General features: G+C 36.8%; 33 protein-coding genes, 1 tRNA gene and 1 pseudogene. 3 read left to right on the top strand and 32 right to left on the bottom strand.

The annotated features are described in order from the left end of the window. Positions 1 to 95: 95 nt before the first annotated feature. From CVPH_RS04220 to CVPH_RS04120, 21 genes and pseudogenes are all read right to left on the bottom strand, one after another. The gene (locus tag CVPH_RS04220) at positions 96 to 773 is read right to left on the bottom strand and encodes an Ig-like domain-containing protein (RefSeq protein ID WP_201342257.1); all 678 of its coding nucleotides are present in this window, start codon (positions 771 to 773) and stop codon (positions 96 to 98) included. Then, positions 774 to 1,391 (bottom strand): hypothetical protein, encoded by a 618-nt coding sequence (locus CVPH_RS04215; protein WP_201342256.1) that lies wholly within the window; start codon positions 1,389 to 1,391, stop codon positions 774 to 776. Positions 1,392 to 1,418: 27 nt separating this feature from the next. Continuing rightward, positions 1,419 to 1,718, bottom strand: a pseudogene (locus CVPH_RS04210) (inverse autotransporter beta domain-containing protein); the annotation flags it as partial. Positions 1,719 to 2,501: 783 nt separating this feature from the next. Beyond that, on the bottom strand, positions 2,502 to 2,840 hold the full coding sequence (gene fdx, locus CVPH_RS04205) for an ISC system 2Fe-2S type ferredoxin (RefSeq protein ID WP_201342255.1): 339 nt from the start codon (positions 2,838 to 2,840) through the stop codon (positions 2,502 to 2,504). Between the two features lie 22 nt (positions 2,841 to 2,862). Beyond that, positions 2,863 to 4,707 carry a Fe-S protein assembly chaperone HscA gene (gene hscA / locus CVPH_RS04200; RefSeq protein WP_201342254.1) on the bottom strand — a complete coding sequence of 615 codons (1,845 nt, stop codon included), beginning with the start codon at positions 4,705 to 4,707 and terminating at the stop codon, positions 2,863 to 2,865. A 15-nt stretch (positions 4,708 to 4,722) separates the two neighbouring features. Next, the gene (hscB, locus tag CVPH_RS04195) at positions 4,723 to 5,238 is read right to left on the bottom strand and encodes a Fe-S protein assembly co-chaperone HscB (protein ID WP_201342253.1); all 516 of its coding nucleotides are present in this window, start codon (positions 5,236 to 5,238) and stop codon (positions 4,723 to 4,725) included. Between the two features lie 11 nt (positions 5,239 to 5,249). Continuing rightward, complete coding sequence (gene iscA, locus CVPH_RS04190; RefSeq protein ID WP_201342252.1) at positions 5,250 to 5,573, bottom strand: iron-sulfur cluster assembly protein IscA; 324 nt, start codon at positions 5,571 to 5,573, stop codon at positions 5,250 to 5,252. A gap of 6 nt (positions 5,574 to 5,579) precedes the next feature. After that, positions 5,580 to 5,957 carry a Fe-S cluster assembly scaffold IscU gene (iscU, locus tag CVPH_RS04185; RefSeq protein WP_201342251.1) on the bottom strand — a complete coding sequence of 126 codons (378 nt, stop codon included), beginning with the start codon at positions 5,955 to 5,957 and terminating at the stop codon, positions 5,580 to 5,582. Positions 5,958 to 6,034: 77 nt separating this feature from the next. Then, the gene (locus CVPH_RS04180; RefSeq protein ID WP_201342250.1) at positions 6,035 to 7,249 is read right to left on the bottom strand and encodes an IscS subfamily cysteine desulfurase; all 1,215 of its coding nucleotides are present in this window, start codon (positions 7,247 to 7,249) and stop codon (positions 6,035 to 6,037) included. Between the two features lie 2 nt (positions 7,250 to 7,251). After that, positions 7,252 to 7,674, bottom strand: a complete 423-nt coding sequence (locus CVPH_RS04175; protein ID WP_201342249.1) for an Rrf2 family transcriptional regulator — start codon at positions 7,672 to 7,674, stop codon at positions 7,252 to 7,254. Between the two features lie 87 nt (positions 7,675 to 7,761). Then, the gene (gene cysE, locus CVPH_RS04170) at positions 7,762 to 8,460 is read right to left on the bottom strand and encodes a serine O-acetyltransferase (protein ID WP_201342248.1); all 699 of its coding nucleotides are present in this window, start codon (positions 8,458 to 8,460) and stop codon (positions 7,762 to 7,764) included. A 57-nt stretch (positions 8,461 to 8,517) separates the two neighbouring features. Then, a complete protein-coding gene (locus CVPH_RS04165) occupies positions 8,518 to 9,357 on the bottom strand; it encodes a lysophospholipid acyltransferase family protein (protein WP_225879805.1) in 840 nt (279 codons plus the stop codon). After that, positions 9,350 to 10,042 carry a tRNA 2-thiocytidine biosynthesis TtcA family protein gene (locus tag CVPH_RS04160; RefSeq protein WP_225879804.1) on the bottom strand — a complete coding sequence of 231 codons (693 nt, stop codon included), beginning with the start codon at positions 10,040 to 10,042 and terminating at the stop codon, positions 9,350 to 9,352. The genes CVPH_RS04165 and CVPH_RS04160 overlap by 8 nt, the downstream gene beginning before the upstream one ends. Positions 10,043 to 10,252: 210 nt before the next feature. After that, positions 10,253 to 10,540, bottom strand: coding sequence for a PDZ domain-containing protein (locus tag CVPH_RS04155; protein ID WP_281064675.1), 288 nt, complete (start codon positions 10,538 to 10,540; stop codon positions 10,253 to 10,255). Beyond that, complete coding sequence (locus CVPH_RS10735) at positions 10,486 to 10,848, bottom strand: M61 family metallopeptidase (protein ID WP_201342245.1); 363 nt, start codon at positions 10,846 to 10,848, stop codon at positions 10,486 to 10,488. Before CVPH_RS10735 ends, CVPH_RS04155 begins: the two co-directional genes overlap by 55 nt. A gap of 5 nt (positions 10,849 to 10,853) precedes the next feature. Then, the gene (locus CVPH_RS04145) at positions 10,854 to 11,873 is read right to left on the bottom strand and encodes a M61 family metallopeptidase (protein ID WP_201342244.1); all 1,020 of its coding nucleotides are present in this window, start codon (positions 11,871 to 11,873) and stop codon (positions 10,854 to 10,856) included. Between the two features lie 76 nt (positions 11,874 to 11,949). Further along, positions 11,950 to 13,329, bottom strand: coding sequence for a TolC family protein (locus tag CVPH_RS04140; protein ID WP_201342243.1), 1,380 nt, complete (start codon positions 13,327 to 13,329; stop codon positions 11,950 to 11,952). After that, entirely contained in the window at positions 13,326 to 13,847 is a 522-nt protein-coding gene (locus CVPH_RS04135; protein WP_201342242.1) for a shikimate kinase, read from the bottom strand. The genes CVPH_RS04140 and CVPH_RS04135 overlap by 4 nt, the downstream gene beginning before the upstream one ends. A 5-nt stretch (positions 13,848 to 13,852) precedes the next feature. Then, complete coding sequence (locus CVPH_RS04130; protein ID WP_201342241.1) at positions 13,853 to 14,044, bottom strand: zinc-finger domain-containing protein; 192 nt, start codon at positions 14,042 to 14,044, stop codon at positions 13,853 to 13,855. Then, entirely contained in the window at positions 14,041 to 14,973 is a 933-nt protein-coding gene (locus CVPH_RS04125; RefSeq protein ID WP_201342240.1) for a branched-chain amino acid transaminase, read from the bottom strand. The genes CVPH_RS04130 and CVPH_RS04125 overlap by 4 nt, the downstream gene beginning before the upstream one ends. A gap of 2 nt (positions 14,974 to 14,975) precedes the next feature. Beyond that, a complete protein-coding gene (locus CVPH_RS04120) occupies positions 14,976 to 16,199 on the bottom strand; it encodes an aspartate kinase (protein WP_201342239.1) in 1,224 nt (407 codons plus the stop codon). Positions 16,200 to 16,359: 160 nt separating this feature from the next. On the opposite strand from CVPH_RS04120, the gene CVPH_RS04115 reads away from it, so the two are divergent. From CVPH_RS04115 to rsgA, 3 genes are read left to right on the top strand one after another with little or no spacing between them, the layout of a single operon-like run. Next, positions 16,360 to 17,610, top strand: a complete 1,251-nt coding sequence (locus CVPH_RS04115) for a M48 family metallopeptidase (protein WP_201342238.1) — start codon at positions 16,360 to 16,362, stop codon at positions 17,608 to 17,610. A 34-nt stretch (positions 17,611 to 17,644) separates the two neighbouring features. Further along, a complete protein-coding gene (locus CVPH_RS04110) occupies positions 17,645 to 17,923 on the top strand; it encodes a hypothetical protein (RefSeq protein WP_201342237.1) in 279 nt (92 codons plus the stop codon). Positions 17,924 to 17,932: 9 nt separating this feature from the next. Beyond that, positions 17,933 to 18,898, top strand: a complete 966-nt coding sequence (gene rsgA, locus CVPH_RS04105; RefSeq protein WP_201342236.1) for a ribosome small subunit-dependent GTPase A — start codon at positions 17,933 to 17,935, stop codon at positions 18,896 to 18,898. 14 nt (positions 18,899 to 18,912) lie between these two features. Here the strand turns inward: rsgA and CVPH_RS04100 are convergent, their stop codons facing one another. The 11 genes from CVPH_RS04100 to CVPH_RS04050 all read right to left on the bottom strand — a co-directional run bounded on the left by CVPH_RS04100 (position 18,913) and on the right by CVPH_RS04050 (position 25,226). Continuing rightward, positions 18,913 to 19,062 (bottom strand): hypothetical protein, encoded by a 150-nt coding sequence (locus CVPH_RS04100; RefSeq protein WP_201342235.1) that lies wholly within the window; start codon positions 19,060 to 19,062, stop codon positions 18,913 to 18,915. A gap of 110 nt (positions 19,063 to 19,172) precedes the next feature. Continuing rightward, positions 19,173 to 19,376: a hypothetical protein gene (locus CVPH_RS04095; RefSeq protein ID WP_201342234.1), complete on the bottom strand. Its 204-nt coding sequence runs from the start codon at positions 19,374 to 19,376 to the stop codon at positions 19,173 to 19,175. Between the two features lie 634 nt (positions 19,377 to 20,010). Next, positions 20,011 to 20,178: a hypothetical protein gene (locus CVPH_RS04090; RefSeq protein ID WP_201342233.1), complete on the bottom strand. Its 168-nt coding sequence runs from the start codon at positions 20,176 to 20,178 to the stop codon at positions 20,011 to 20,013. A gap of 101 nt (positions 20,179 to 20,279) precedes the next feature. After that, positions 20,280 to 20,657: a DUF423 domain-containing protein gene (locus CVPH_RS04085; protein ID WP_201342232.1), complete on the bottom strand. Its 378-nt coding sequence runs from the start codon at positions 20,655 to 20,657 to the stop codon at positions 20,280 to 20,282. A gap of 73 nt (positions 20,658 to 20,730) precedes the next feature. Then, positions 20,731 to 21,138, bottom strand: a complete 408-nt coding sequence (locus tag CVPH_RS04080) for a methyltransferase domain-containing protein (RefSeq protein ID WP_201342423.1) — start codon at positions 21,136 to 21,138, stop codon at positions 20,731 to 20,733. Positions 21,139 to 21,569: 431 nt separating this feature from the next. Next, positions 21,570 to 21,779 (bottom strand): FKBP-type peptidyl-prolyl cis-trans isomerase, encoded by a 210-nt coding sequence (locus CVPH_RS10115; RefSeq protein WP_225879803.1) that lies wholly within the window; start codon positions 21,777 to 21,779, stop codon positions 21,570 to 21,572. Positions 21,780 to 21,948: 169 nt separating this feature from the next. Further along, positions 21,949 to 22,024 (bottom strand) — tRNA-Lys (locus CVPH_RS04070). Positions 22,025 to 22,112: 88 nt separating this feature from the next. Beyond that, positions 22,113 to 22,391: an HU family DNA-binding protein gene (locus CVPH_RS04065; protein WP_201342422.1), complete on the bottom strand. Its 279-nt coding sequence runs from the start codon at positions 22,389 to 22,391 to the stop codon at positions 22,113 to 22,115. Positions 22,392 to 22,440: 49 nt separating this feature from the next. Continuing rightward, on the bottom strand, positions 22,441 to 24,147 hold the full coding sequence (gene rpsA, locus CVPH_RS04060; protein WP_281064674.1) for a 30S ribosomal protein S1: 1,707 nt from the start codon (positions 24,145 to 24,147) through the stop codon (positions 22,441 to 22,443). A gap of 66 nt (positions 24,148 to 24,213) precedes the next feature. Then, positions 24,214 to 24,891, bottom strand: a complete 678-nt coding sequence (gene cmk / locus CVPH_RS04055; protein WP_201342230.1) for a (d)CMP kinase — start codon at positions 24,889 to 24,891, stop codon at positions 24,214 to 24,216. After that, positions 24,888 to 25,226: a MazG nucleotide pyrophosphohydrolase domain-containing protein gene (locus CVPH_RS04050; RefSeq protein ID WP_201342229.1), complete on the bottom strand. Its 339-nt coding sequence runs from the start codon at positions 25,224 to 25,226 to the stop codon at positions 24,888 to 24,890. Before CVPH_RS04050 ends, cmk begins: the two co-directional genes overlap by 4 nt. Positions 25,227 to 25,260: the final 34 nt, after the last annotated feature.

Genomic DNA, 25,260 nt, shown 5'->3' with positions numbered 1-25,260 from the left:
ACAGCTAGACTAAATTATGTATGCCGAAATTATAATATTTATACTATTAAAATGTAACCGTTACCCGAACTGGTAACGTGGAAAGTTCTACACCATCAATATAACCCTGTCACATAATGATAAGGATCTCCATAACCTATCCCTGGTGGTAAGGGAGGAAATTCTTCAGTAAGAGTTGCAGCATAAGTGCCATTATTATTATCAACCACAGTGCTAATACTTGAATCGCTTCCCGAAGTCATTGTAACCTTTGCACCACCTGTGGTTATTTTTTCTCCACCACTGTCTTTGACTTGTATGGTAATGGTTGAAGAGCCTCCTGCAAGTATTGAAACTGGACTAGCAGTCATAGCGGAGCAAAATGCGCTTGGAATTCCGATAAAATTAATAGTTACAGTATCAACCACACTATTACTAACAACACAATTCAACCGAGCGCCGCCAAAACTCATTGTAACTATTAAACCACCTGTGGTTATGTCGTTGCCATGAGCATCTTTGGCTTGAAAGGTAATGGTTGAGGTTGTAAACCCATTTGCATCGGCTTCACTTGGATTGGCAGTAAGGGTGGATTGTGTCACACTTGCAAAACCATCAACAATTGTTTGAATTTTGGTGCTGCTATCTACTTCTGCACTGGTGCGTTTGGCAACTTCAACATTTAAAACACCAAACTTGCCTTCATTATCGCTTCTTGCTGGCTTTTTGTTAAGATCAATTGGAATCACACCAACAAACTTAACACCTGGCATACTAAATTGAGTCGCAATCATTTAGTTTTTAGCCTTAATTTCACTTGTTAAGGAGGGGGCTGATATACTAGGCGTAATAGCAGTGCCGCCTGCTAACTGATAAGCCACTTCTGATAGCGGTGATGCTAAAATTTGAACAACACCTGTGCGTGAATAGATAGCTGCTGCACGAATTGATGGTGCAGGATTAATAACCACACTAGTTGCTTCATCCGTATATTCACCGCCTGTACAAGACAAGGTTACTAACCCTGCTGCTACTCTTGCATTGGTTAAACTGAAACTACCAATATCAGCACCTGTCGTTGCAACTTTAGACAAACCTGTGCTATCTTTAAGCGTACAAGAAGCACCATCGGTTGTTGAATTGTATTCACCTAAGACAACATTGCCAGTACCATTACTAACCTTTTCAATGCGAATCTTGTTGGTACGTTCAACTGAGACAAGTGTGGTTAAATCTATTGTGCTACTGATTTTAAACGCTCGATTGTCAGTGATAAAATTGGTGAACTTTTCATTATCCTTAAAAGGCAATGCAGTGGTTAAGCGGGCATAACTAGTACACTCTGCAGTATTAGAATTCTCAGTGCCAAATTCAAAACGAGTAGAAGGAGAAAATTCAATCTCTACGCCCAAGATATTACCTTTGATGTTGTTACCAACCTAAAAGTAATGGGTGCCTTTGATTTTTTCCCAAGACAGGTATGGCATTTGTCCTGAGAATTTGATATCATAACCTGCTAAGGTCTCTTCAGTAGTATCAGCGATTGTCTTTTTGTCTGAGAGTGGATGATAGACATTTGCACTAATACCAAAGTTTGTGCGTTGGTACTCTAAGCCAAGGCTTAGGCGTTTGTGTGCAGATTTGGTTTCATAGTCAGTGAATAGGTTAATGTCTGCGATTGCCATGTCATCTTGGACTAAGTAACGTTGTCCTACACCTAAGTTAATAGTCTCACGGCGATTGCCTTGGTTGTCACCAGAGAGGTGATTTGATCTTGGAAGAAAGTGAGTTCTTTGCTGTTGTCGTTTAACTCAGATGGTGGTTGAATCGTTTTGATGCTGTAATCTAACTCTTTTGAGTTAACTCCATGAATACTGATTTCAGTACGGCCAAAGCCAAACTGATTAAAAAACTGGTTGGCTTTGTCATTAATTAAACCTTCGGTTTTACTAATGGCTTTATTTTTTTAATTGATTGCTTAATCCTGTGGTAATTTTGTCGCCTAATTGGTTAACATTGTCTGAGTCTGTAGAACCTATGGCGTTACACGGACAGCGCCTGTCACTTCTTTGAGCAAGGTGGTGGCTTGGTTGTCTTTTTTAACAATGGCTGGATTGTTAAGATTGTGGGTGTATTCGGTGTTTAAGTCTATTTATCAAAGGTATTAACGGCTTACGCTTCAACAGCAAGTAAGAAGGTGAATATAGTCAGTGTAAGTGCACTGGGTTTGAAGGTTTTAGAACTTAGAGAGAACTCGGGGGAGGGGTACTTAAAAGCGGTTTAGAAACTAAAGAACTGGGGGTGGAGTATTTTTGAATGTGCTTGTTGCTAGATTTTGTGACATCAAATAGAATTCCATATTATGACAACTTCTTTTTAAAAACATATATTATATATAGTTTATTTAACAATTTAAATAACTTATGTTTATAACATAAATACTAGGCTGAATGTTACTTAGAGGTTAAAAATGTACAATCTAATGGATATAGACTTTGGGTGCTGTCTTAAAAGGTGAAAATTTAGTGGTTTTCAGAGACTTGATTGATGGTGTATTTGGGAATTTCAATCACCAAGTCAGTATCACCCATAATCGTCTGACAAGATAGGCGAGAATCTGAGTCTAAGCCCCAAGCCTTGTCTAATAAATCATCCTCTGTTTCATCTGACTCCTCTACTGAATCAAATCCTTCGCGCAGATAAATATGGCAAGTTGTACAAGCATTTGACATTTCGCAGGCATGTTCGATTTCAACGTCATTGGCAAGTAGTGCATCGCAAACACTAACACCTGATTGAGTTTCAATAACAATGCCTTCTGGACATAATTCATGATGGAGCAATACAATGATTTGTGGCATATAAATTTCCTAAATATTTTTGTTAAAATTCATCAACATTATGACCTTTCATGGCTTTCATAACGGTGTTGTTCATGCGCATTTCAACAAATTTTGAACAAGTGTTCTCAAGATTGTCAATAGCGGTCTTAACGGCTTTTTCATTATCAGAATGAGTAATGTCAAACAGTGTGGTTCTTGCGTTTAAGATCTTGTTAAGCATTTTATCATCAAGCATGTGCTTGTCTTTTTTAAGTGCTGAATCTATAGCTTGAATGGTTCTGTCTGCTTCTACTTGTGTTTCATGAAGCTGTCTGGTTTGAATATCAGTTTTGGCAAATAAAACAGAATCTTTAAGCATCTTTTCCATTTGCACATCTGTTAGCCCATAAGATGGCTTGATGGTGATGTTTGTTTTAACACCTGATGTTTTCTCAACAGCACTCACAGACAACAAGCCATCAGCATCCACTTGAAACTCTATTTGAATGCGAGCACTGCCTGCCACCATAGGTGGGATGCCGTGCAAATCAAATTTAGCCAACGAGCGACAATCTTTAACCAATTCTCTTTCACCTTGTAATACATGAATGCTCATGGCTGTTTGCCCATCTTTAAAGGTGGTAAATTCTTGTGCGCGAATAATAGGAATTGTAGTGTTGCGATGAATGACTTTTTCCACCAATCCGCCCATCGTTTCAAGCCCAAGTGACAACGGTAATACATCTAATAACAACATATCCTCTTGTGATTTATTGCCAGCTAAAATATTAGCTTGTATTGCTGCACCTTTAGCAACAACTTCATCTGGATTAATAGAGCATAAAACGGATTTGTTAAATAAATCACCCACCATAGAGCGAACTAATGGCATGCGTGTAGAACCACCTACCATAATAATATCTTTAATACCTTCAACATCAATTTGCGCATCTCTAATGGCTCGTTTGGTTAACAATAAAGTACGTTTAATAAGGGTTTTAGCTAGCATTTCAAATTTTTCTTTGGTAATGCGATAAGGTTTTTCAATGCAGTCAAATTCTGCAAATTCATGATTGCTCAAGGTTTCTTTAGCGGTGCGTGAAAATTGCTTAATCTTTTGCATTTGGGTGGGTGTAAGTTCACTAATACCCAATTGCTCGATGCAATCATCAACAATCAGTGCATCAAAATCATCACCGCCTAAGGTGGCATCACCGCCTGTTGCTAATACTTTGAACACACCCTTGCTAAAGCTTAAAATTGAAATATCAAACGTACCACCACCTAAGTCATAAATTGCATGCACACCCTCTTCACCCGATTCCAAACCATAAGCAACCGCTGCTGCAGTTGGCTCATTAAGCAAGCGCAAGGTTTTAAGCCCAGCCAAAGTTGCTGCATCTTTAGTTGCTTGACGCTGTGCATCATTAAAATAAGCAGGCACTGTAATTACTGCGCCAAATAGTGCACCGCCCAATGATTTTTCAGCGCGCTGTTTAAGTGAGGCTAAAATACTGGCAGAAATTTCAATCGCAGATAAGTCTCCCGTAGCGGTGTGAAATAATACATTATCACCATTTTCAAGCAATTGGTAAGGACAATTTTTGAATGTACTAACTTCTTTATAGCTCATGCCCATAAAGCGTTTGACTGAAATAATAGTATTGGTCGGATCAGTTTTCGCATAAGGACAAGCATCACAACCAACCGTTAATTTATTGTCCTTACCACAATGCACAACCGAAGGCAAAATTGCCTGATTATTTTCATCCATGAGAACTTTGCTTTGACCACTCATCACGGATGCAACCAATGAATTAGTCGTGCCTAAATCAATACCAATCACTAATTTATGCTGATGTGGTACGGATATTTGACCAGATTCTGATATTTGTAATAAAGCCATTATTGATATTGATTGCTACAACCACTCATCCATTAATTGTTTTGCATGAGCATTTAATTGCTCATAAAATTTTAATTCCCTAACCAAGTCTTTAATCTTATTTAATACCTTTGTATTGGTAAATGAAGCTCTAATATTATCTACATTATGCTTAATTTTTTCATCTACCTTTTCAATAAAATCATCTAAAGCCGTCTCATCTTTGCTAGCTTGAATTGACTCTAAAGTCTCTCTTAGCTCAATTTGAGACATTAAAAAATCAACCGCCATTGTTGTGTCTTTTTCGTCAAATGCGTTAATACCGTTTAGTTCTAATAAATAATTAGCACGATTAAGTGGGGGTTTTAAAGTATCAAATGCTGTGTTAATTAACGAGGTATTTTGTAATGCTAAAGCCCTTTCTTTATCGCTACCAGAGGCAAATTTATCAGGGTGAAATTTTGCAACTTGTTGTTGGTATTCAGTATTAAGCTTAGTGATATTTATATCAAAGTCAACTGCTAATGAAAACAACTCAAAATAGTTTTCCATTTTTTAAAAAACTAAACCGTAAAAGATTCGCCACAGCCACATTCAGCTTTAGCATTCGGGTTGTTAAACTCAAAACCCTCATTTAAACCTTCTTTAACATAATCAACTTGCGTGCCATCTAAATAAATTAAACTCTTTGCATCAACAATAACTTTAACGCCGTTGCCTTCAAATACAGTATCATCGTCATTAGTATTATCAACAAATTCTATGTTGTAACCAAGACCAGAACAACCCGTAGTTTGCACGCTAAGGCGAATGCCTATGCCAGAACCACGATTGGTTAAAAAATCAACAACACGCCCTGCCGCACGGTCAGTTAAAATAATTGCCATTATTAATTAGGCTTTGCTTTTAATGTCATTAATAGCTGCTTTAATAGCATCTTCAGCTAAGACTGAGCAATGTATTTTAACGGGTGGTAAGGACAGCTCTTCTGCAATATCAGAATTTTTAATTTCTGCCGCCTCATCTAGCGTTTTTCCTTTAACCCATTCTGTTAATAATGAACTTGATGCAATAGCAGAGCCACAACCATAAGTTTTAAACTTGGCATCTTCAATCACGCCATTATCATCAACCTGAATTTGCAAACGCATCACATCACCACACGCGGGCGCGCCCACCATACCTGTGCCAACATTTTTAGCGTCCTTATCTAATACGCCTACATTGCGTGGGTTTTCATAATGATCCATTACTTTTTCGCCATATGCCATCTCTTTTCTCCTTTTAAGTGCTTGTTGTTATTCTAGTCTTGTTGTGAGTCGCTAACCCATGTATTTATTACGCTCATTTAATGTGCTGTCCATTCAACTTTACTGATATCGATGCCATCTTTGAACATATCCCAAAGTGGCGATAAATCGCGTAATTTATCAACTTTAGTACGTACTAAACTAATAGCCTTATCAACTTGTGCTTCGGTTGTATAACGTCCAATGGTAAATCTAATTGATGAGTGTGCCAATTCATCATTCAAGCCTAGTGCACGCAAAACATACGATGGTTCAAGACTTGAACTTGTGCAAGCTGAACCTGAAGACACAGCAATATCATTAATAGCCATCATTAGTGATTCACCTTCCACATAGTTAAAACTGATATTTAAATTGCCTGGAATGCGACTTTCCATATCACCATTGACCACAACTTCTTCCATATCAACAAAACCTGCTAATAAGCGATCACGTAATTGTCTAATTTTTGCATTCTCCTCTTTCATCTCAGCTTGTGCAATCGCAAAAGCCTCACCCATACCAACAATTTGATGTGTGGCTAAAGTGCCTGAACGCATACCTCGCTCATGCCCACCACCATGCATTTGTGCTTCAATGCGTACGCGTGGCTTACGACGTACATAAAGTGCACCCATGCCTTTGGGCCCATAAATTTTATGGGCTGAAAAACTCATTAAATCAACGGGTAGTTTTGATAAATCAATCGCTACTTTGCCTGCTGATTGTGCTGCATCAACATGGAAAAAAATCTTATTCTCACGACATAGATTACCAATGGCTTCAATATCTTGAATCACGCCAATTTCGTTATTAACATGCATAATCGACACCAATATGGTATCTTCACGTATCGCATCTTTTAAAACATTCAAATCTAACAAGCCATTTGGCATTGGGTCTAAATAGGTTACCTCAAAGTCTTCACGCTCTAGCTGCCGACAAGTATCCAATACCGCTTTGTGTTCAGTTTTTAATGTAATAATGTGCTTGCCTTTTTTATGATAAAAGTGCGCAATACCTTTGATGGCCAAATTATCAGATTCGGTTGCACCCGAAGTCCAAACAATTTCTTTTGGATCGGCACCTACCAAATCAGCAACTTGCTGTCTGGCTTTTTTAACAGCTTCATCAGCTTGCCAACCATAATAATGAGAATTTGATGCTGGATTACCAAAATCACCATCCATGGTTAAGTGTTGCATCATTTTCTGGGCAACACGCTCGTCAACGGGTGTTGTTGCTGAATAATCCATATAAGTAGGTGTTGACATATTTATATTCCTTTATTTGATGAGTTATGATCGTCAATTACCATTTGCAAGGTTTTGCCGTTCAAAAATGTTCTAATTTGTTCACTAACTTCACACCATAATTGGTGAGAAATACACTGACGCCCATTGTTGCACCCCCTGATACCTTTACAACGACGCAAATCAATATTCTCATCCACTGCCTCAATGATTTGAGTTAAATTAATATCACAAGCTTTAGCGTCGAGCAAGTAGCCACCACCTGGGCCACGCACACTTTTAACCAATTCAACGCGACGCAACTTGGCGAATAATTGCTCCAAGTAAGACAATGAAATATTCTGTCTTTGTGAGATAATATCCAAGGTAATGGGCTTTCCAGTATCGTTAGATGCCAAATCTAACATTGCAGTTACTGCATAACGACCTTTGGTTGTTAATTGCATATCAGTCCTAATTCTAGTTAATAACAAGGGATGATTATACACTTAACCAAGTTATTTAGTCAAGTAAATAACCTTAATATTAGTTGGTTATTTATTTTCAATTTCCAAATCATTCACAGAAGTGTCTTTTTGGTCTTTGATGTTCAATTCTTTTGAAACTTTGTGCAATTGCAAATCCACATCATGTAAATGTACCAAGATAGAATTGATAGCTTTAACAGTAGGATCATCAACATCACCACTCACAGCATAAGAATCAAAATGGTCTGATTTAATTTGGTTGTTTTTCAGAACACGACCAGGCACACCAACAACCGTTTGAGATTCATCAATAGATTTAACCACAACAGAGTTTGAGCCTACTCTAACGTTATCAGCAAGTGTAATCGGACCTAGTATCTTTGCACCAGCGCCAATCACGACATTATTACCCAGAGTGGGATGGCGTTTACCTTTTTGCCAAGTTGTGCCACCAAGTGTCACTCCATGATATAAAGTACAATCATCCCCAATTTTAGCAGTTTCACCAATCACCACACCCATGCCATGGTCAATAAAAAAACGACGACCGATAACAGCACCTGGATGAATTTCAACACCTGTGAACCATCTTGCTAATGATGATATAAATCTTGCCAACCATTTAAATTTTAAACGCCATAATCGATGTGCTAAACGATAAAACAACATGGCTTGCACGCCTGAGTAGCAAGTTATAATTTCAAAGATGTTTCTAGCAGCAGGGTCACGATCAAAAATACTTTGAATATCTTCAATAAATTTCATAGCTAAATTATATCATACAGCGCTAATGTCTTAAATTGCGTTTATACGCAAAAACCCTTAGTAATTAATAACCGATTTAAAACGTTTATAATTCCATAAATATTGCTCTGGCTGGGTTGTAATCAAATCTTCAATGACTTTATTCATCAGCAATGTGTCATCTTCAAGTGTGTTGGCGCTAGACAGCACTTTTACTGGTTTGAGATTAAGCTCGTAACCTTTAGCATTTGGCAAGCGTTTTGCCCATGCTATAACTACTTGAGCATCATTCTTCCTAGCAAGCCTTACCAATAAAGTCATCGTGCGCGTATTTTGTGAAAAAAATGGCACTAGAACACTCCCCACTTCACCCGGATCTTGGTCGGGTAATATGGCAATGAGTTGTTTGTTGTTAATTGCTCTTTGCAATTTGATAACACCTTTTTTATTGGCTGGTGCCATTAGCAAATCTCCCTGTTGTCGTTTTGAGAGTAATAATGCGTTTTGCTGTTTATCTTTTAATGCCTTGTACATAAACACGACTGGCTCAGATAATGATACCATTCTAGCCACCAATTCCCAACAGCCAAAATGAGGCACTAATAAGATAACGGCTTTGTCGCTTTTAAGATGTTCCATGCCTATTGTTTTTGTCACGTATTTGGCATTATTATCAAAATTCCTAAACCAAATAAACCCAGACTCACTTAAACCCTTACCTGATTCTATGAGTGATTTTTTAATCAATATTTGTTGTTGCTCTGGGTTTAATTTTGGAAAACAAAGTTGAATATTTTTACTCACCACGGCTTTGGAGTTAGACTTTATTAAATACAAATATTGGCCAATCAATGTGCCAACAAAATGGTTTAACCTCAGTGGCATGATTGAAAAAATCCAAAGAATAAATCTAACCATCCAAGCCTTCCTTAGTTTCATCTAACATGGGCTTCATGGTGCTTAGTAGGTTTTTATACAAGTTAGGAGTGCGCTTTTCTTCAGTCAACAGCCACTGTTTAAAATGTGCTCGCTCGGTGGGTATTTGATAACAAACTGGGCAGGAATCTTTAATGATGGGCAAACGTGTTGTTTTGGCAAAATCAGCCAGTTGTCTTTCTCGAACGTACACCAGTGGTCGAATAATACGCAAATCTTTTGCATCGTTAATGTAATGTGCTTCCATGGTTTGAATTTTGCCATTATGACACATTGACATCATCAGCAATTCAGCCAAGTCGTCTAAATGCTGCCCCAATGCTAAAACATTGTAACCTTCATACCGTGCCACTTGATACATTAGTCCTCGCTTAATGCGCGCACAAAAAGAGCAATATGAACTGCCCTTCATGCTTTTTTCGGCTTGCTTTATAATTGGAAAGGCTTCAAAAAAATAAGGCGTGTCAAATTTTTTTAAAAAACTTTCCAAAGCTTGTGGCTCAAAACCATCTACCTGAGGGTCAATCGTAACCACGCCAAGTTCAAAATGAATTGGGGCAGAGGCAAGAAAATGGTGCAAAATATGAAACAAACTCAGCGAGTCTTTACCGCCAGGCACTGCCAAAAGTACCTTACCCTCCTCTTTAATCATTTTAAAATCACTCATTGTACGCCTCCGACTGGTTTAACTAATAATTTTGGCAAAACCATTCTAGGTTTAACGGTGTGTGTTTTTTAGGATTGTTTATTTTGCTTGTGCAAACCATTTCTTTGTCTTCCTAGGGTTTCTGTGCTCAAATCATTTTGAATACTTAGTGTACAAAAAGTCTTTTCGCTGTCGGTTATGTTACGGATATCTCAAGTAATAATTCATCTCTTAAAACCCTACTTTGATTATCTCATTAACGACATACTGATTAATGACTACCACCAAACTCTTTCCACTTACTTTTTCACGGTTAATAGTGATGATTTTATCACCTACATACAGCCCAGACTTTTGTGCACAAGTGCCTGAAAATACAGTTGTAATTTGAGCAAATTCTCCATTAACACTAACACTAACACCGAAATTAGACAACTTTTTTTTATTAACGCTAAAGACGCAATCTACACCAACATAGGCAAAGGCTTCTTGTGTAGTGGTAACTCTTTTACGCCATATAAATAATCATTGAAAAAATCAGACAAATCACCTCTAACCAAATCATTGGCAACACGCTGTATGATGTTGTCCTCCAGTCCAAACTCTTGATAATTCTCCCAAGCGAATTTTAAAATATCATCCAACGATGTCTTGTCATTGGTGCGTTGTCTAATATTGATATCAAGCACAAAAGCAAGTAATGCACCTTTGGCGTAATAACTAACAATAGCATTGGGAGCGTTCTCATCTTGTTGGTAAAACTTAGTCCAAGTGTCATAACTAGATTCTACCAAGGATTGTTTTTGCCTACCTTTGAATTGTTGCACTCGCGTTATGGGGGGTTTTGAGCAAAAAAAGTTAAATATTGCTTTGGCGTTAAGATTTGAGTGCGTAATAAAGACAGTTCGTCATAATATGAGGTAAAACCTTCAAAAATCCACAACTGCTGAGTATAGCTCTCTGTGTTCAAATCTAATTGATGAAAGCTAGCAGGCTTAATGGTTTTAGTCCACCAAGCATGGAAATATTCATGAGAGCATAGGGCTAAAAATCTTGTATATTCTGGTATTATGTTATGCTCATTAAGCACTGGCATTTCTTTCCTAGAACAAATAAGACTTGAAGAGTTTTTATGCTCCAATTCACCATAAGCATTTGTTCTAACTAGGGTTAAAAATAAGGACTCATCAAATGGAATAGCGCCGTTAAAAAAATCAATATGGTGAGTGCATATAATCACCAAATCCTTTGCTAGACGTTTAATATCTGCGTTGTGCTTTCCAGTGATTGCCCTTTTGTGGCTAATGCCTCTCGCATCAAACTCTAGCCTAGTAAAATCTGCCATTTCCACAGGGTGGTCAATCAAATTTTGATAATTATGAACGATAAAGTTCATATTACTCAAGGTAGTCAAACCTGTGACACACGACCAGTTGCCTAAAGTTTGATTCTGATTAGTAGACTTTATGTTCAGCTCACATAAATCTGACTCAAATCCTAAAGGCAGTAAAAACAAACTACTACCATTAAAAAAAGCACGCTCGTTATCTAAATAAGCCGACCTAACTGATAAATCAAAGGCATAAACCTCGTATTCAATACTTAGTACATTTTCACAAGGATAGGTAATCCAATGATTTTTATCGAATTTTTTAATCGGTATTTGATGGTGGTGGCTTTTAGCCTTAATACTGATGATATTTTTAGCAAAATCACGAATTAGATAACTACCAGGAATCCAATTGGGTAATGAAAATACTTGTCCTAATGAGTTGGGATTTTTTAGAGTCAATACAACCTTAAAAATATGAGCATGAGTATCTTTAATGGCAACCATGTATTGAATGCTCATAAGGCGTTTTTTGTTCTTTTTAATGCTTTAAAAAATAAAATGCCGATATCGCTCGCATTACCCAAAGTAAAATTTATCATGGCAATAATTGGTCAATAGTTGCCTTAAAATCAAGCACTGATTGTTGATAATTTTTCGCCACTTGAATGTGGTTAAGGTTTGCACTTTGCTCATTGTTTTGCGCTGAAATAACAAAACTTGCTTGAGAATTGGCGTTATTGTATCTTCGTTTTTCCTCTTTGGTGCGTGCCTTAGCAATTTTGATTTGCATTATATTGGATTCAAGTATTTCCACCAAATACTGAATTTTTTGCTTTAATGCGTTCGCCTTGGCGTGGATGTTTAATAATTGCTCTTGCTTTTGTTCTTTAGCCCTAGCAAGTTTTATTTGTGTTTTTTCAATGGTCGATTTGGCTTGCGTACCGCCAATAGGGTAACTAAAATCCAAGCCAATATTCCATGATGGACTCTGGTTAGAAATAGAGTCTGTATAGCGACTATTTTCACCTTCGCTGCTAATACCAAGCTTTAAGTCAAGCTGTATTTTTGAATTACTTTTGTCACTCTTTAGCTGACGTTTTAGCAAATCTTGATTTAAATCAGCTATTTTTAATACTCTAGAATTAGTCAATAAGTATTGTTTAAGATTATCGTCATTGGTTGTATAGCGTTGATATAAATCAAATTCAGCCCTAACATTAGAAAAATCAATATCTAAAATAATGGCCATTTCATGACGCAAAAAATTTAAATCTTGCCGGGTTTGGAGTTGTTGTTGCTTAGCACTTTGATAAGCATCTTCTTGCAGCAAGACATCAGCTTTATCAACCACTGACATGGTAAATTTTTGTTTAACCAAAATCAATTCCTGAGTAGCTAAATCTAGGCGTTGATTACTAATCATTAAGCGCTCTTGAGCGTAAGCCAAATTAATAAATTTCTTCAATTGAGCAAGTGTAAAAACCTTTTGTTGTTCAGCAACCTCAAGCCTAGATATTTGCACGTCAATATTGGATAAATCTGTATTTAGTTGATCATTAATGCCGTTTGCATTTTTCAATAATGGGTGAACATAATCGATAGAAAATTTATTTCTATTGGTATTTTCAGCTTTTTTTTTATTTTTCCAATTGTGCTTGAGAGTAATATCAGCACCTGAGCTTACTATTTTTTTAGTTGCTGAAAAATCAACTGAAGTGGTGTTTAAATTATTATAAGTCGTTATGGATGAAATATCGCTTATATCTTCATTCTTAAAATTAGTTTTTACGCCAACGACCCAATCTTGATTAGCTGTGGTTGCTTGTTGATCAATCTGCTTAATTTGTATAGATAAATCAAGTTGTGTAAAAAAAGGATGTGTATTTTTTAAGCGTTCAATAAACTCATTTTGTGTCATTGCTTGAGCATCAAGACAAATGACAAAAATCAACGCAGTGGTTAGGTTTTTTTTCATACTGGAATGGCTTTTTTAATCTCGTTAATAATAGCGTATAACTTCTTACCTGTAGTGTCAATCATCGCATCTGCCACTTCTTGATATAAAGATTCACGCTTTGATACCAAGTCACGAATGGTTTTCTCTCGATTGCTTGATTGTTCAAGTAGTGGCCTAGATTTAGAATTCATGGTGCGTTTAAGTAACTGTTCAACCGTTGACGATAGATACACTACATAACTATTATGCTTGATCATTTCTCGATTTTCAGCCTTAATAACAACACCGCCACCAGTGGCGATGACAATATTCTTAATCTCGCACAAATCAGCCAACATTTGTGTTTCGCGTTTACGAAAGCCTTGTTCACCCTCCACATCAAAAATATGATCAATGGCCACACCCGTGCGCGCCACTATTTCGAAGTCTAAATCAAAAAAATCACGTTTAAGAACACAGGCCAAACGGCGACCAACCGATGTCTTGCCAGAGCCCATTGGTCCAACTAAAACAACATTTGGTGAGTTACTACTCATCAAGTTTATGCCAATTCGTAACTGGCACTGCAGTACGGACAAGATGCTTTACCATTTTTGTCGAATTTTAAAAATACCTTGGGGTGCATATTCCACTTTTGCACCTCTGGTGGTGGGCAATGAAATGGCAAATCTTTTTCTTCCACAACGCTAAAACTCTCATGCTTTTTTTGAAAATCATCTACGGATAAATTCATTGGCAAAACCCCTTGGCAATCCAGTGTTGGTATTGTTCATTTCTACCATAAACACAATCAAAATATAAAGTTTGTAACTGCTCAGTCACTGGACCGCGTGTACCTAAACCGATTGTACGATTATCAAGTTCACGAATAGGGGTTATCTCTGCCGCTGTACCTGTAAAAAATGCTTCATCTGCAATGCACACTTCATCACGAGTGATGCGTTTTTCAATCACTTTATAACCCAAATCAGTTGCCAATTTAAATACGGTATCACGAGTAATACCTGCTAGTGCTGAGGTTAAATCAGGTGTATAAATAACACCATCTCGCACAATAAAAATATTTTCACCACTACCTTCAGCCACAAAACCATCAACATCTAACATTAATGCCTCATCATAACCATCAGTTAACGCTTCTTGTAAAGCCAGCATTGAATTAATATAATTGCCATTAGCCTTGGCTTTAGTCATGGTAATATTAACATGGTGGCGCGCATAACTTGAAGTGCGAATACGAATGCCATTTTTCATACTATCTTCACCTAAATACGATCCCCATTCCCAAGCAGCAATAATGGTATGCACCTTAAGCCCATCAGCACGCAATCCCATGCCTTCTGAACCATAAAAGCACATGGGGCGAATATAGGCGCTATCAAGATTATTTTTAGCAACTGCGTCTTTTTGGGCTTGGTTAAGTTCATTTTTGGAAAAGCCAATATCCATGTTCATAATCTTGGCAGAATTAAACAACCTGTTGGTGTGTTCTTCAAGGCGAAAAATTGCAGGTCTTTTTTTGGTTTCATACGCACGAACCCCTTCAAACACACCCATGCCATAATGCAGAGTATGAGTCAATACATGGACTTTGGCCTCACGCCAATCTACCCACTCGCCATCAAACCAAATTAAACCATCCCTGTCATCAAATGTATGCATTTTTATTCCTTATCCAATTCAAACACAGCGTGTAATGAACGTACTGCCAATTCTAAATACTTTTCATCAATCACCACTGAAATTTTAATCTCGCTGGTGGAAATCATCTGAATATTAATACCCTCATTATGCAACACCTCAAACATTTGCGCGGCAATACCTGCATGAGAACGCATACCAATACCCACCAATGATACTTTAACCACTTTGTCATCACTTTGGACAGCTGTTGCACCTAATTCTTGACACAAACGGTCTAGGATTTTACTAGCAGTTTTAAAGTCATTCCTATGTACAGTAAAAGCAAAATTAGTCAAGCCTTCACGTGCAGATACGCTTTGCACAATCATATCAACTTCGATATTGGCAGTGCCAATTGGGTTTAAAATTTTAAATGCGATACCAGGTTCATCTGACACACCGATTAAACTTAATTTTGCCTCATCTTTATTATGAGCAATGCCTGAAATAACCGCTTGTTCCACAATATTCTCCTCACTAGTAATTAACGTGCCTACTGGATTGTCAATCAAAGATGACAATACTCTTAATGGCACTTTATATTTTGATGCAAACTCCACTGAGCGAATTTGCAAAACTTTTGAGCCAAGTGATGCCATCTCTAACATCTCTTCATAACTCACAACATTCATTTTTCTGGCATTTGGCTCAATACGTGGGTCAGTTGTAAACACACCATCTACATCAGTATAGATTTGGCATTCATCAGCCTTAAGCGCAGCTGCAAGTGCCACAGCAGTAGTATCAGAACCACCCCGACCTAAAGTGGTAATGTGTCCATCAGCATCCACACCTTGAAATCCTGCCACAACAACAACTTTGCCTTGAGCCAGACTTTGGCGAATACGATGGCCATCAATCGACTTGATGCGTGCTTTGCCGTGCTCAGAATCAGTCATAATGCGCACTTGCGCACCTATATAAGAAATCGCATCACAACCTAGCTGTTGCAATGCCATAGTCAACAAAGCAATCATCATTTGCTCACCAGTCGTTAGTAAAACATCCATCTCTCTTAAAGAAGGTGTATCTTGAATGGTTTGTGCAAGTGCAATCATTCGATTGGTTTCACCACTCATAGCAGATACACTCACCACCAGTTGATCACCTGTCTCTTTAAATGCTTTGATTTTTTGTGCAACCGCCTGAATACGTTCAGCCGAAGCGACTGAAGTACCGCCGTATTTTTGTACAATTAATGCCATTCACATTTGATGAATAAATAATTAATGAATTATACTTTAGTGACTGTGATTTAATCAATAAAAAGGTTTACAATTATTGATTATTCCTTGGCTAGATTTTTAATAAAAATCTTTTTATTACCTAGGTAAAATATCTATTTTTATTTTTTGTTAATAAAGCATGACATTTAATCTATTTACTTTAATTTTTCTAATAGCTGCTTTTAGTTATGTTATTACCTTATTGTGGTTAAACGTCAGACAAAGCAAGGCGATTATTCAATCGTTTGATAAAATACCTAGCGAATTTAGCAAAAAAATTACGCTAAAAGAACACCAAAAAGCAGCTGAATACACACAAGCTAAACTCAAATTAAATCATTTTAAAGTTATATTTTCAACTGCCATATTGCTACTATGGACACTTGGTGGCGGATTGGACTACTTAGACAACACTTGGCAAGCGCAAACTGACAACGCCTTATACATAGGTGTGGGTTTTGTGGTGAGTCTGATGGTGTTAGGTAGTTTGATTGATTTACCATTTGGTGTGTATCAGACTTTTGTATTAGAACAAAAATTTGGGTTTAATCAAACCAGTGTGAAAACCTTTATCATGGATTTACTCAAAGGCACGTTACTTATGCTGATTATTGGTTTGCCACTGATTTATGTCATTCTTTATTTAATGAGTGCCATGGGTGAATATTGGTGGATTTATGTTTGGCTGGTTCTCACTGGATTTTCACTATTGATGTTTTGGCTTTATCCCACTTATATTGCGCCAATTTTTAATCAATTTAAGCCGCTAGATAATGTTAAGTTAAAAACCAAGATTGATCATTTACTTACGCGTACAGGATTTAAAAGTGACGGCGTATTTGTGATGGACGGGTCTAAAAGGTCATCGCATGGCAATGCCTACTTTACAGGCATTGGTAAAAACAAACGCATTGTGTTTTTTGATACACTGCTTAAAGGTATGAATGATGATGAAGTACAAGCAATTCTTGCTCATGAACTGGGGCATTTTCATCACAAACATATTCGCAAACACATGTTCAGTTCGTTTACAATTTCCTTACTTGGTTTGGCGTTGCTTGGCTATTTGATTAATCAGGACTGGTTTTTTCATGGACTTGGTATTAGCCATCCTTCAAATCATACAGCTCTTATTTTATTTACACTAACCGTACCAGTATTTAGTTTTTTTATTGCACCTGTTAATAATTACCTATCACGGAAGCATGAGTTTGAAGCCGATAACTTCGCCGCTAAACATACCAATGCAGATGATTTGGCATCTTCGCTGGTGAAGTTATATAAAGATAATGCTGCAACCCTCACGCCAGATTATTTATACTCTGCTTTTCATGATTCTCATCCAAGTGCGTCAATTCGCATTAATCAGCTTAAGACTTATAAGCGATAAACGGTATACTTAAAACTAACTAGAGGGAAAATTTATGAATCAATTATTACTAACCACAATATTAATTGCATCAAGTACCACATTTGCCAATGAAGAAGGCAAGGAATTACACAAAGAATCTTGTATTGCTTGTCATATTATTGAGCATGATGATGCTTTTTACACGCGAGACAATTCGCGTTTACACAATCACTTTGATTTGAATCGCCAAGTGAGTAATTGTGTCAGCGCATTCAGCATTGATTGGTTTCCTGATGAGGAAAAATCAGTTGTGAATCACTTAAACAATGAATATTATAAGTTCAAAAAATAGTATACGGTTTTGCTTCTAACACGCCGCCAAAAATGGCAACTTGAAAAAATTCAAGCTGAGCGCATTGCTAGAGCAAATAAAGCCTCAGATAATTTTGAAGAATCAACCCTTAACTCTGACAAAGCACAAATAGGCCTGGTGATTACTCGCTATGGACAGCGTTTATTAGTTAAAGCAAAATCAAGCAAGTTATATCAATGCACTGCTAGGCGCAATATTGACTTATCCGTTGCTGGCGATCAAGTCATCTTTCAAATAACACAATCCAATCAAGGTATTGTTACTGCCCTACTTAAACGCAATAATCAACTTCATCGCGCACACAAACTCATTGCTGCTAATATCAACCAACTATGGTTGGTGGTTGCCATTGAGCCATATTACCAGTTTGAATTAATCGATCGTTATTTGGTGGTGGCTGAAAATGCCAAACTACCCATTAATATTATGGTTAATAAGATTGAATTAGCAGGTGACATTGAACACATTAAATCTGATTTTTCTATGTATGAAAATATTGGTTATTCAGTGAACTATTTAAGCGTTAAAGAGCAAATCAATATTGATCAATTCAAAACCCGACTTAATAACAAGACTCATATTTTTCTAGGCCAATCTGGCGTGGGAAAATCCTCGCTCATTAATGAATTAATACCTAATTTAAATTTGCGTATTAATGAAATATCCAAAAAAAGTAAGCTTGGCAAACACGCAACAACCAATACCACACTGTACCACATTCCTTCAGGTGGTAATTTAATTGATTCCCCAGGTGTTCGTGAATTTCAGTTAAATAAGCTCACTAATCAAGAAATTTTGAGTGGATTTAAAGAGTTTAAGCCGCTCATTAACGCTTGTAAATTTAGAAACTGCGCTCATATTAACGAACCAAAATGCGCAATTAAATCGGCAGTCAAATCAGGAGAAATTCAAAAAAAACGCTACCAATCTTACTTAGCTCTAGTTTCAGCATAAATAAGATTAATTATTCAAATTCCATTTGTATTAAAAATACGCTCAGCATTTTGCTTATGCAGTTCACTATAAGTACCCCAATCTTGGTAAGCAGATTGGTCAATATGATAAGCATCAAGTAAACCGCCATCATCATCTAATACCTTTTCAACTTGAGTATGCATATAAACCAAATAATCTTTAGTGAATTTAGTAATAGTCGCTAAATCTGTTGATGCACCATGCCCTGGGATAATAATTTTAGGTTGTAAGGCTTCAAGCTCGTCCCAAGCTTTTAATCCAAGCAGTGAGTATCAGTATGGACAAACACTAGCAACATATGTTCATTAAATGCCATATCGCCACTAATTAACAATTTCAGCTTTAGGGGCAGCAGCCAAAGCTGAATATCATCAGGTGAATGAGAAGCGCCAAGGCGCAATAATTCAATGACGGTATCGCCCATATTTAGAATCATTTTACCTTTTTGTGTTCTCAATGCACGTGCGTAGATATCCTCAGACCAGACCGATGTTGAATTTCTTTATAGGCTTTGGTATGTGCAATTAAAGTTGCTCCTTGTTCTTTCCAATAATTTGAACCCAAAATAGCATGCCCTTGTGAATTTTCTAGCACCACGTATTTAACAGATTGAGAAGTAATTTTTTTAATCTACTCATGCATAGCCCTTGCAATTAAGTAGCTACCACCTGCATTAAACACCAAAACACCATCTATTGTTACAACAAATGATAAATTGTTATTATGGTTTGAGTTCTCATAAGTAGGTGGCTGAGTAGCGCCAATCGCAGAATAAATATTTTTAGCGATTTGAATAGGCTTTCTATATAAAATATTGTCTGTTGCATAATCACTAATTTTGATAGGGTGAGATGCCCCTTTCCATGCAAAATAGCCATCAGCATAATTTTTAACATTAATATAGCCTATATTCTATAAGGTCTTTTCGGCTAGGCGAGCGTATATTTTTGCCACAATAAACAATAATTGGCGTGTCCTTTGACTTGACATAATCACCCACTCGAAACTCTAACCAGTCCCCTAGTAATAATTCACATTCTGACTGCGCTTAATTGTGCCTAATTTGGCCAATTCAGAAGGTGTGCGTACGGTCAAAAATTGGGTTCAGTATCAAGAATGGCTTTTAACTCATCTGTGTTAATATTGACGATTTGCTTATTAACCGATTCTAGCATTTGATTGCCACTAATAATACCAATATCAGCATGAGTGTTAATCAATATAAAAATGCAGCTAATTGCTAAAAAATAACGACACATCACCTAATCCTTGGGTGAAAAAATATTTAACAAAAATGACAGATAAGAACCCAGCATACTGGGATTATCTTTTTTTTAAGATAAAGACCTCTAGATAAGTGTTATTTTAGTTTGGCAAAAACAAAAGCAAGTCTTGCCACGCTTAACCAGCCAAGCATCAATAGCACACCACCTACTGGTGTAACAAAAACAAAACCATGTAGTTTGGTCAAAGTGTATAAATACAAACTACCTGAAAATAGCACAATACCCCCTATAAAAAGCCAAATACTTTGATCGATAGACTTAAACGAAATACGCTGCGAACACGTAGCTAATATTGCAATCATTAAAGTGTGGTACATTTGGTAAGTAGCTGCTGTGTGTATGCGTGTAATATCTTCTGCTTGCATAATATCCTTTAAAACATGTGCTGACATTGCGCCCATTATCACTGCCAAAACACCACTTAATGCTATAAATATCCAAAAAAAATTCATCAGTCACTTTCTTGTTTATAAAAAAAATTATATAATTATACGCTTAAATTAAATAGGTTGACTACTTGATATTTCATTTGAAGAACAAAACAACATCATCACCATAAAACTTAATCCTTGCATCCCATTTATTGGCAAGGTAGTTCATAGTCATTTGGCTAAAAAAGCAGATGTGCGTTGGATCGTCCTTATAATGCCAGTATTCAAAATTAGTATCACTATTTAGCATATTAGTCATGATAGATAAGACACCACCACCATCCAACATAGCAAAAAGTCTATCTAACTCAAATCCAGGCTTGTCAAAATGCTCCGCCACTTCAGTTAAGGTAATAAAATTATAATAATTATTAAAAATTGAAGTGTCATTTGCATAGAATTTATCAAACAAATCTATGTGGTATCCTCGTTCTAAAAACATAACACAGAGTGTAGGACTTGAGCCAGAACCAAAATCAAGCCCAATAGCATTTGGTGAAATATATCTTAATACTGGGTTGAAAACTTTGGATAGAAATTGTCAATAATGTAAATCTTGAGGATTATTCTGATGAAAATCATACCTAGATTTTTCTTGAATACTACTTAAATGATATTCAACAGGCGCGAAAACCAACTCGCATTGGGTACAAATAAAATAATCTGAATCTTTGTTTTTAAAATAGCGTTTTCAATCAGTTGATTGGCATAATGGACAATGACTTTCCATGTGCCAATCTAGAAAAAACGCCTAATGAGAGCAGGAACTAGAATGCACATGACTATATTCCAGCTCGTCCTTACTGGCCTCTCTGATGCTCTTTCAATACTCACATTAAATGCAATGTTTCGCCTGCCAAAGGATGATTAGCATCGACCGTTACTGTTTCCTTATTAATAGTTTTAACACGAACAATAAATGGATTTCCATGCTCATCTTGATGATTGTAATTCCATACCCACTGTCAAATTATCAATATCTTGTAAGGCTTTCATAGGAATGTCTTGAATGGCTTCTGGGTGATGAACGCCATAAGCATCTTCTGGTCTCACTGAGACTTCACAAGAATCGCCCGCTTTCATACCCTCCAATGCACTCTCTAAACTTGGAATGATATTGCCAAAACCCTGAATAAACGGCATGGGCTCTTTCCTTTTGATGAATCAATCACATCACCAGAATCATTTTTTAGCGTGTAACGCATCTTAACCACTTTGCCTTTTTTTACTGTCATTTATTGCCCCCTATGTATATTTAAATTTTTATTAATGCGAAAAAAGGACTCAATAATTTTGAATCCCTTTAATAGTATGGTGGGGCGTGAGCGATTTGAACGCTCGACCAGCGGATTAAAAGTCCGATGCTCTACCAACTGAGCTAACGCCCCTATTTATTTAACGCTCTAAGCATTTTAATACTTCTCGTAAAAAAAAATGAAATTATACATTAATCACACTTTATAAATCAATCAGAAACTAGGCTTTATTAACGATTTCTTTAAGTAATTTACCTGGCTTAAAAAATGGTACAAACTTCTCATCTACTTGTGTCCTTTCGCTAGTTTTAGGGTTAATACCCTGACGAGCCTTACGGTGTTTCTTGTAAAAACCTCCAAAACCTCTTATTTCAACACCTTGACCAGAAATAATGCCTTGCGTTAATTCTTGCAAAATTACCTCAACCGCTATTTTGGCATCAATTTTAGATAAATCAGAACTGTCTGATAAATTTAAAATAAGGTCGGTCTTTTTCATAATAAACAAAAAAACAATCACATATCACTACATGATTGTTTTTTAAGTGTTATTTATTGTCTTTTGCTTCTTTCAGCAAATCGCCCAATGTAGAACCAGTTGCTGCATCAGAAGATTGTTTGTTGTAATCTTTCATTGCTGCTTTTTCTTCCACTAAGTTTTTAGCTTTAATACTGACTGAAATATTACGAGCTCTTCTGTCAATATGCACAATTGCAACTTCTACTTCTTCGCCAGTTTTTAATACCAAGGTTGCATCATCAACACGATCTTCTGAAATTTCCCCTGCTTTCAAATAGCCTGTAATGTCTTCACCCAAACTAATGACTGCACCACGTAGATCAACTTCCATAATGACACCTTTAACAATTGAACCTTTGCTATTAGCAGATACATACTGCATAAAGTCATCTTCTGAAAGCTGCTTAATGCCTAAAGAAATACGCTCTTTTTCAGCATCAATATTCAAAATAACCACTTCCAATTCTTGTCCTTTAGAATAACTAGACACCAATTGATCTGAGGATTGTTTTTCCCGTGAGATATCAGCCAAGTGAATCAAGCCATCAATACCACCTGGAAGACCAACAAACAAGCCAAAGTCAGTGATTGATTTAACACTAACAAGGATTTTGTCATCCTTATTATGTGTTGCCTCAAATGCTTCCCAAGGGTTTTCTTGAGCTTGCTTCATGGATAATGAAATACGATGTTTGGACTCTTGAACATCTAATACAACCACTTCAACTTCTTGATCTAATTTAACAATTTTAGAAGGACGAACATTGGCATTTGTCCAATCCATTTCACTCACGTGAACCAAGCCTTCAACACCCTCTTCAATGCGCACAAATGCGCCATAATCTGTTAAGTTAGAAACCGTACCTGGTACTTTCTTGCCGATAGGTAGGCGGTCTGAAATGTTGTCCCAAGGGCTAGCAGCTAACTGTTTAAGTCCTAATGATACGCGCATTTTTTCTTTATCGTAATTAAGTACTTTAACAGTAATTTTATCGCCAATTGTTAATTTTTCAGATGGATGATTAACACGTTGCCAAGAAATATCTGTAATGTGCAACAAGCCATCAACACCACCAAGATCAACAAACGCACCATAATCTGCAAGGTTTTTAACAATACCTTCAATTTCCTTACCTTCTTCAAGGCCTTCAAGTAGCGCCTCCCTATCAGCAGAGTTAACTTCTTGTAATACAGCTTTTCTAGAAATCACAATATTATTTCTAACTTCATCCATCTTAATAACAATAACCTCAATTTCTTGACCAGTTAGATATGAAAAATCTTTCACAGGACGTATATCCACTAATGAACCGGGTAAGAATGCTTTAACTACACCAATATCAACCGTCAAACCACCTTTAACAGCACCAGTTACAACGCCAGTTACAACTTCCTTAGAGTTCATTGCCAATTCAAGTGATTGCCATAGCTTAATACGCTTAGCATCTGTATGTGACAACAAGGTATTGCCCAAGCCATCATCAATTGATTTAAGTGCAACTTCAACAATGTCGCCCTCTTCAACCTCTAATTCTCCTTGTGGATTTTTAAATTCGTCTAGAGAGATAAAGCCCTCTGATTTAAGTCCAACATTAATAATCGCTTTTTCACGATTAATACTAACAATGGTTCCCATTAAAAGAGCACCAACTTTTACGTTTTGTTGTTCTACGCTATTTTCAAATAGCTCAGCAAATGATTCTGACATATTATTATTTTGATATTGACCGGTAATTCTTAAGCTATTTACGGTATATGCCTAGTACATTATCGGGTTAATTTATTTAAGAGGTTTAACCGCTTAAGCCTCAATTAATGCTACCACCTGAGCGATAACCTCATCAATAGATAACTCAGTGGTATCAATGATAAGTGCATCTTTAGCAGGTTTAAGTGGAGAGTGTTTACGCGAACTATCACGCTCATCTCTCGCTTTCACCTTTGCTAAGATTTGCAAAATTATACCCTTACTGCCTTGCGCTTGCAATTGTTTTAAGCGCCTATTAGCTCGCTCATCAGCACTTGCAGTTAAATATACTTTAAATGGTGCATCAGGAAAAACAATTGTGCCCATATCCCTGCCATCTGCCACCAATCCTGGTAGTTTAGCAAAGTCTTTCTGACGCTTTAAAAGAGCGGTACGAACCACGCCAATAGAGGCAATTTTTGAAGCCATCTCGCCTGTTTTCTCTGTACGTAAAATCGTGGACACGTCTTTACCATCAAGATAAACACTCACAAGTTCATTGCCTAATTGGGTTTTAAATTCTAAATCAAGGGTTTGTGCGATTTTTCCTAAGGCTTTTTCATCAGTAATATCAACCTCTCTAGCATCAACCGCTAAAGAAAAAGCACGATAAATCGCGCCAGAATCTAACAAATACCAGTTTTGTTTTTGTGCCACAATTCTTGCCACAGTGCCTTTTCCAACCCCACTTGGGCCATCAATGGTTAAAACTGGCATTGTATTTTGACTCATTTATCCACACCTCGAAATTCAGACACCCTAATTTTTCCATTAACCATTCTTGATTGACGTTTGTTAAGTTTTTCCATCTTTTTCCAGAAGGCTTGATTAAGGTCAAAACTAGCACTAATCGCCGTACCTATCAATAAAATCAATAAATCTGCTGATTCTTCTGCCAAATCTTCATTAGATTTTCCCTTGGTCACACAAGCAGATATTTCACCCAACTCTTCTGCCATTAATGCCACACGATAAGCCAAATCTTCACCGCCATGATTTTTAAAATCATGCTTATCGTGAAATGATTGCACGATTGCCAACATGGACTGATAAGAATCTTGATTCATTTACTGACGCCAATAAACCTAAACTAGTTGATAT

Origin of the sequence: Abyssogena phaseoliformis symbiont OG214 (assembly GCF_016592595.1) — a bacterium.
Lineage (GTDB): Bacteria > Pseudomonadota > Gammaproteobacteria > PS1 > Pseudothioglobaceae > Ruthia.
The sequence above is the reverse complement of the archived record's forward strand: the minus strand, read 5'-3'. Positions and strand labels throughout refer to the sequence as shown.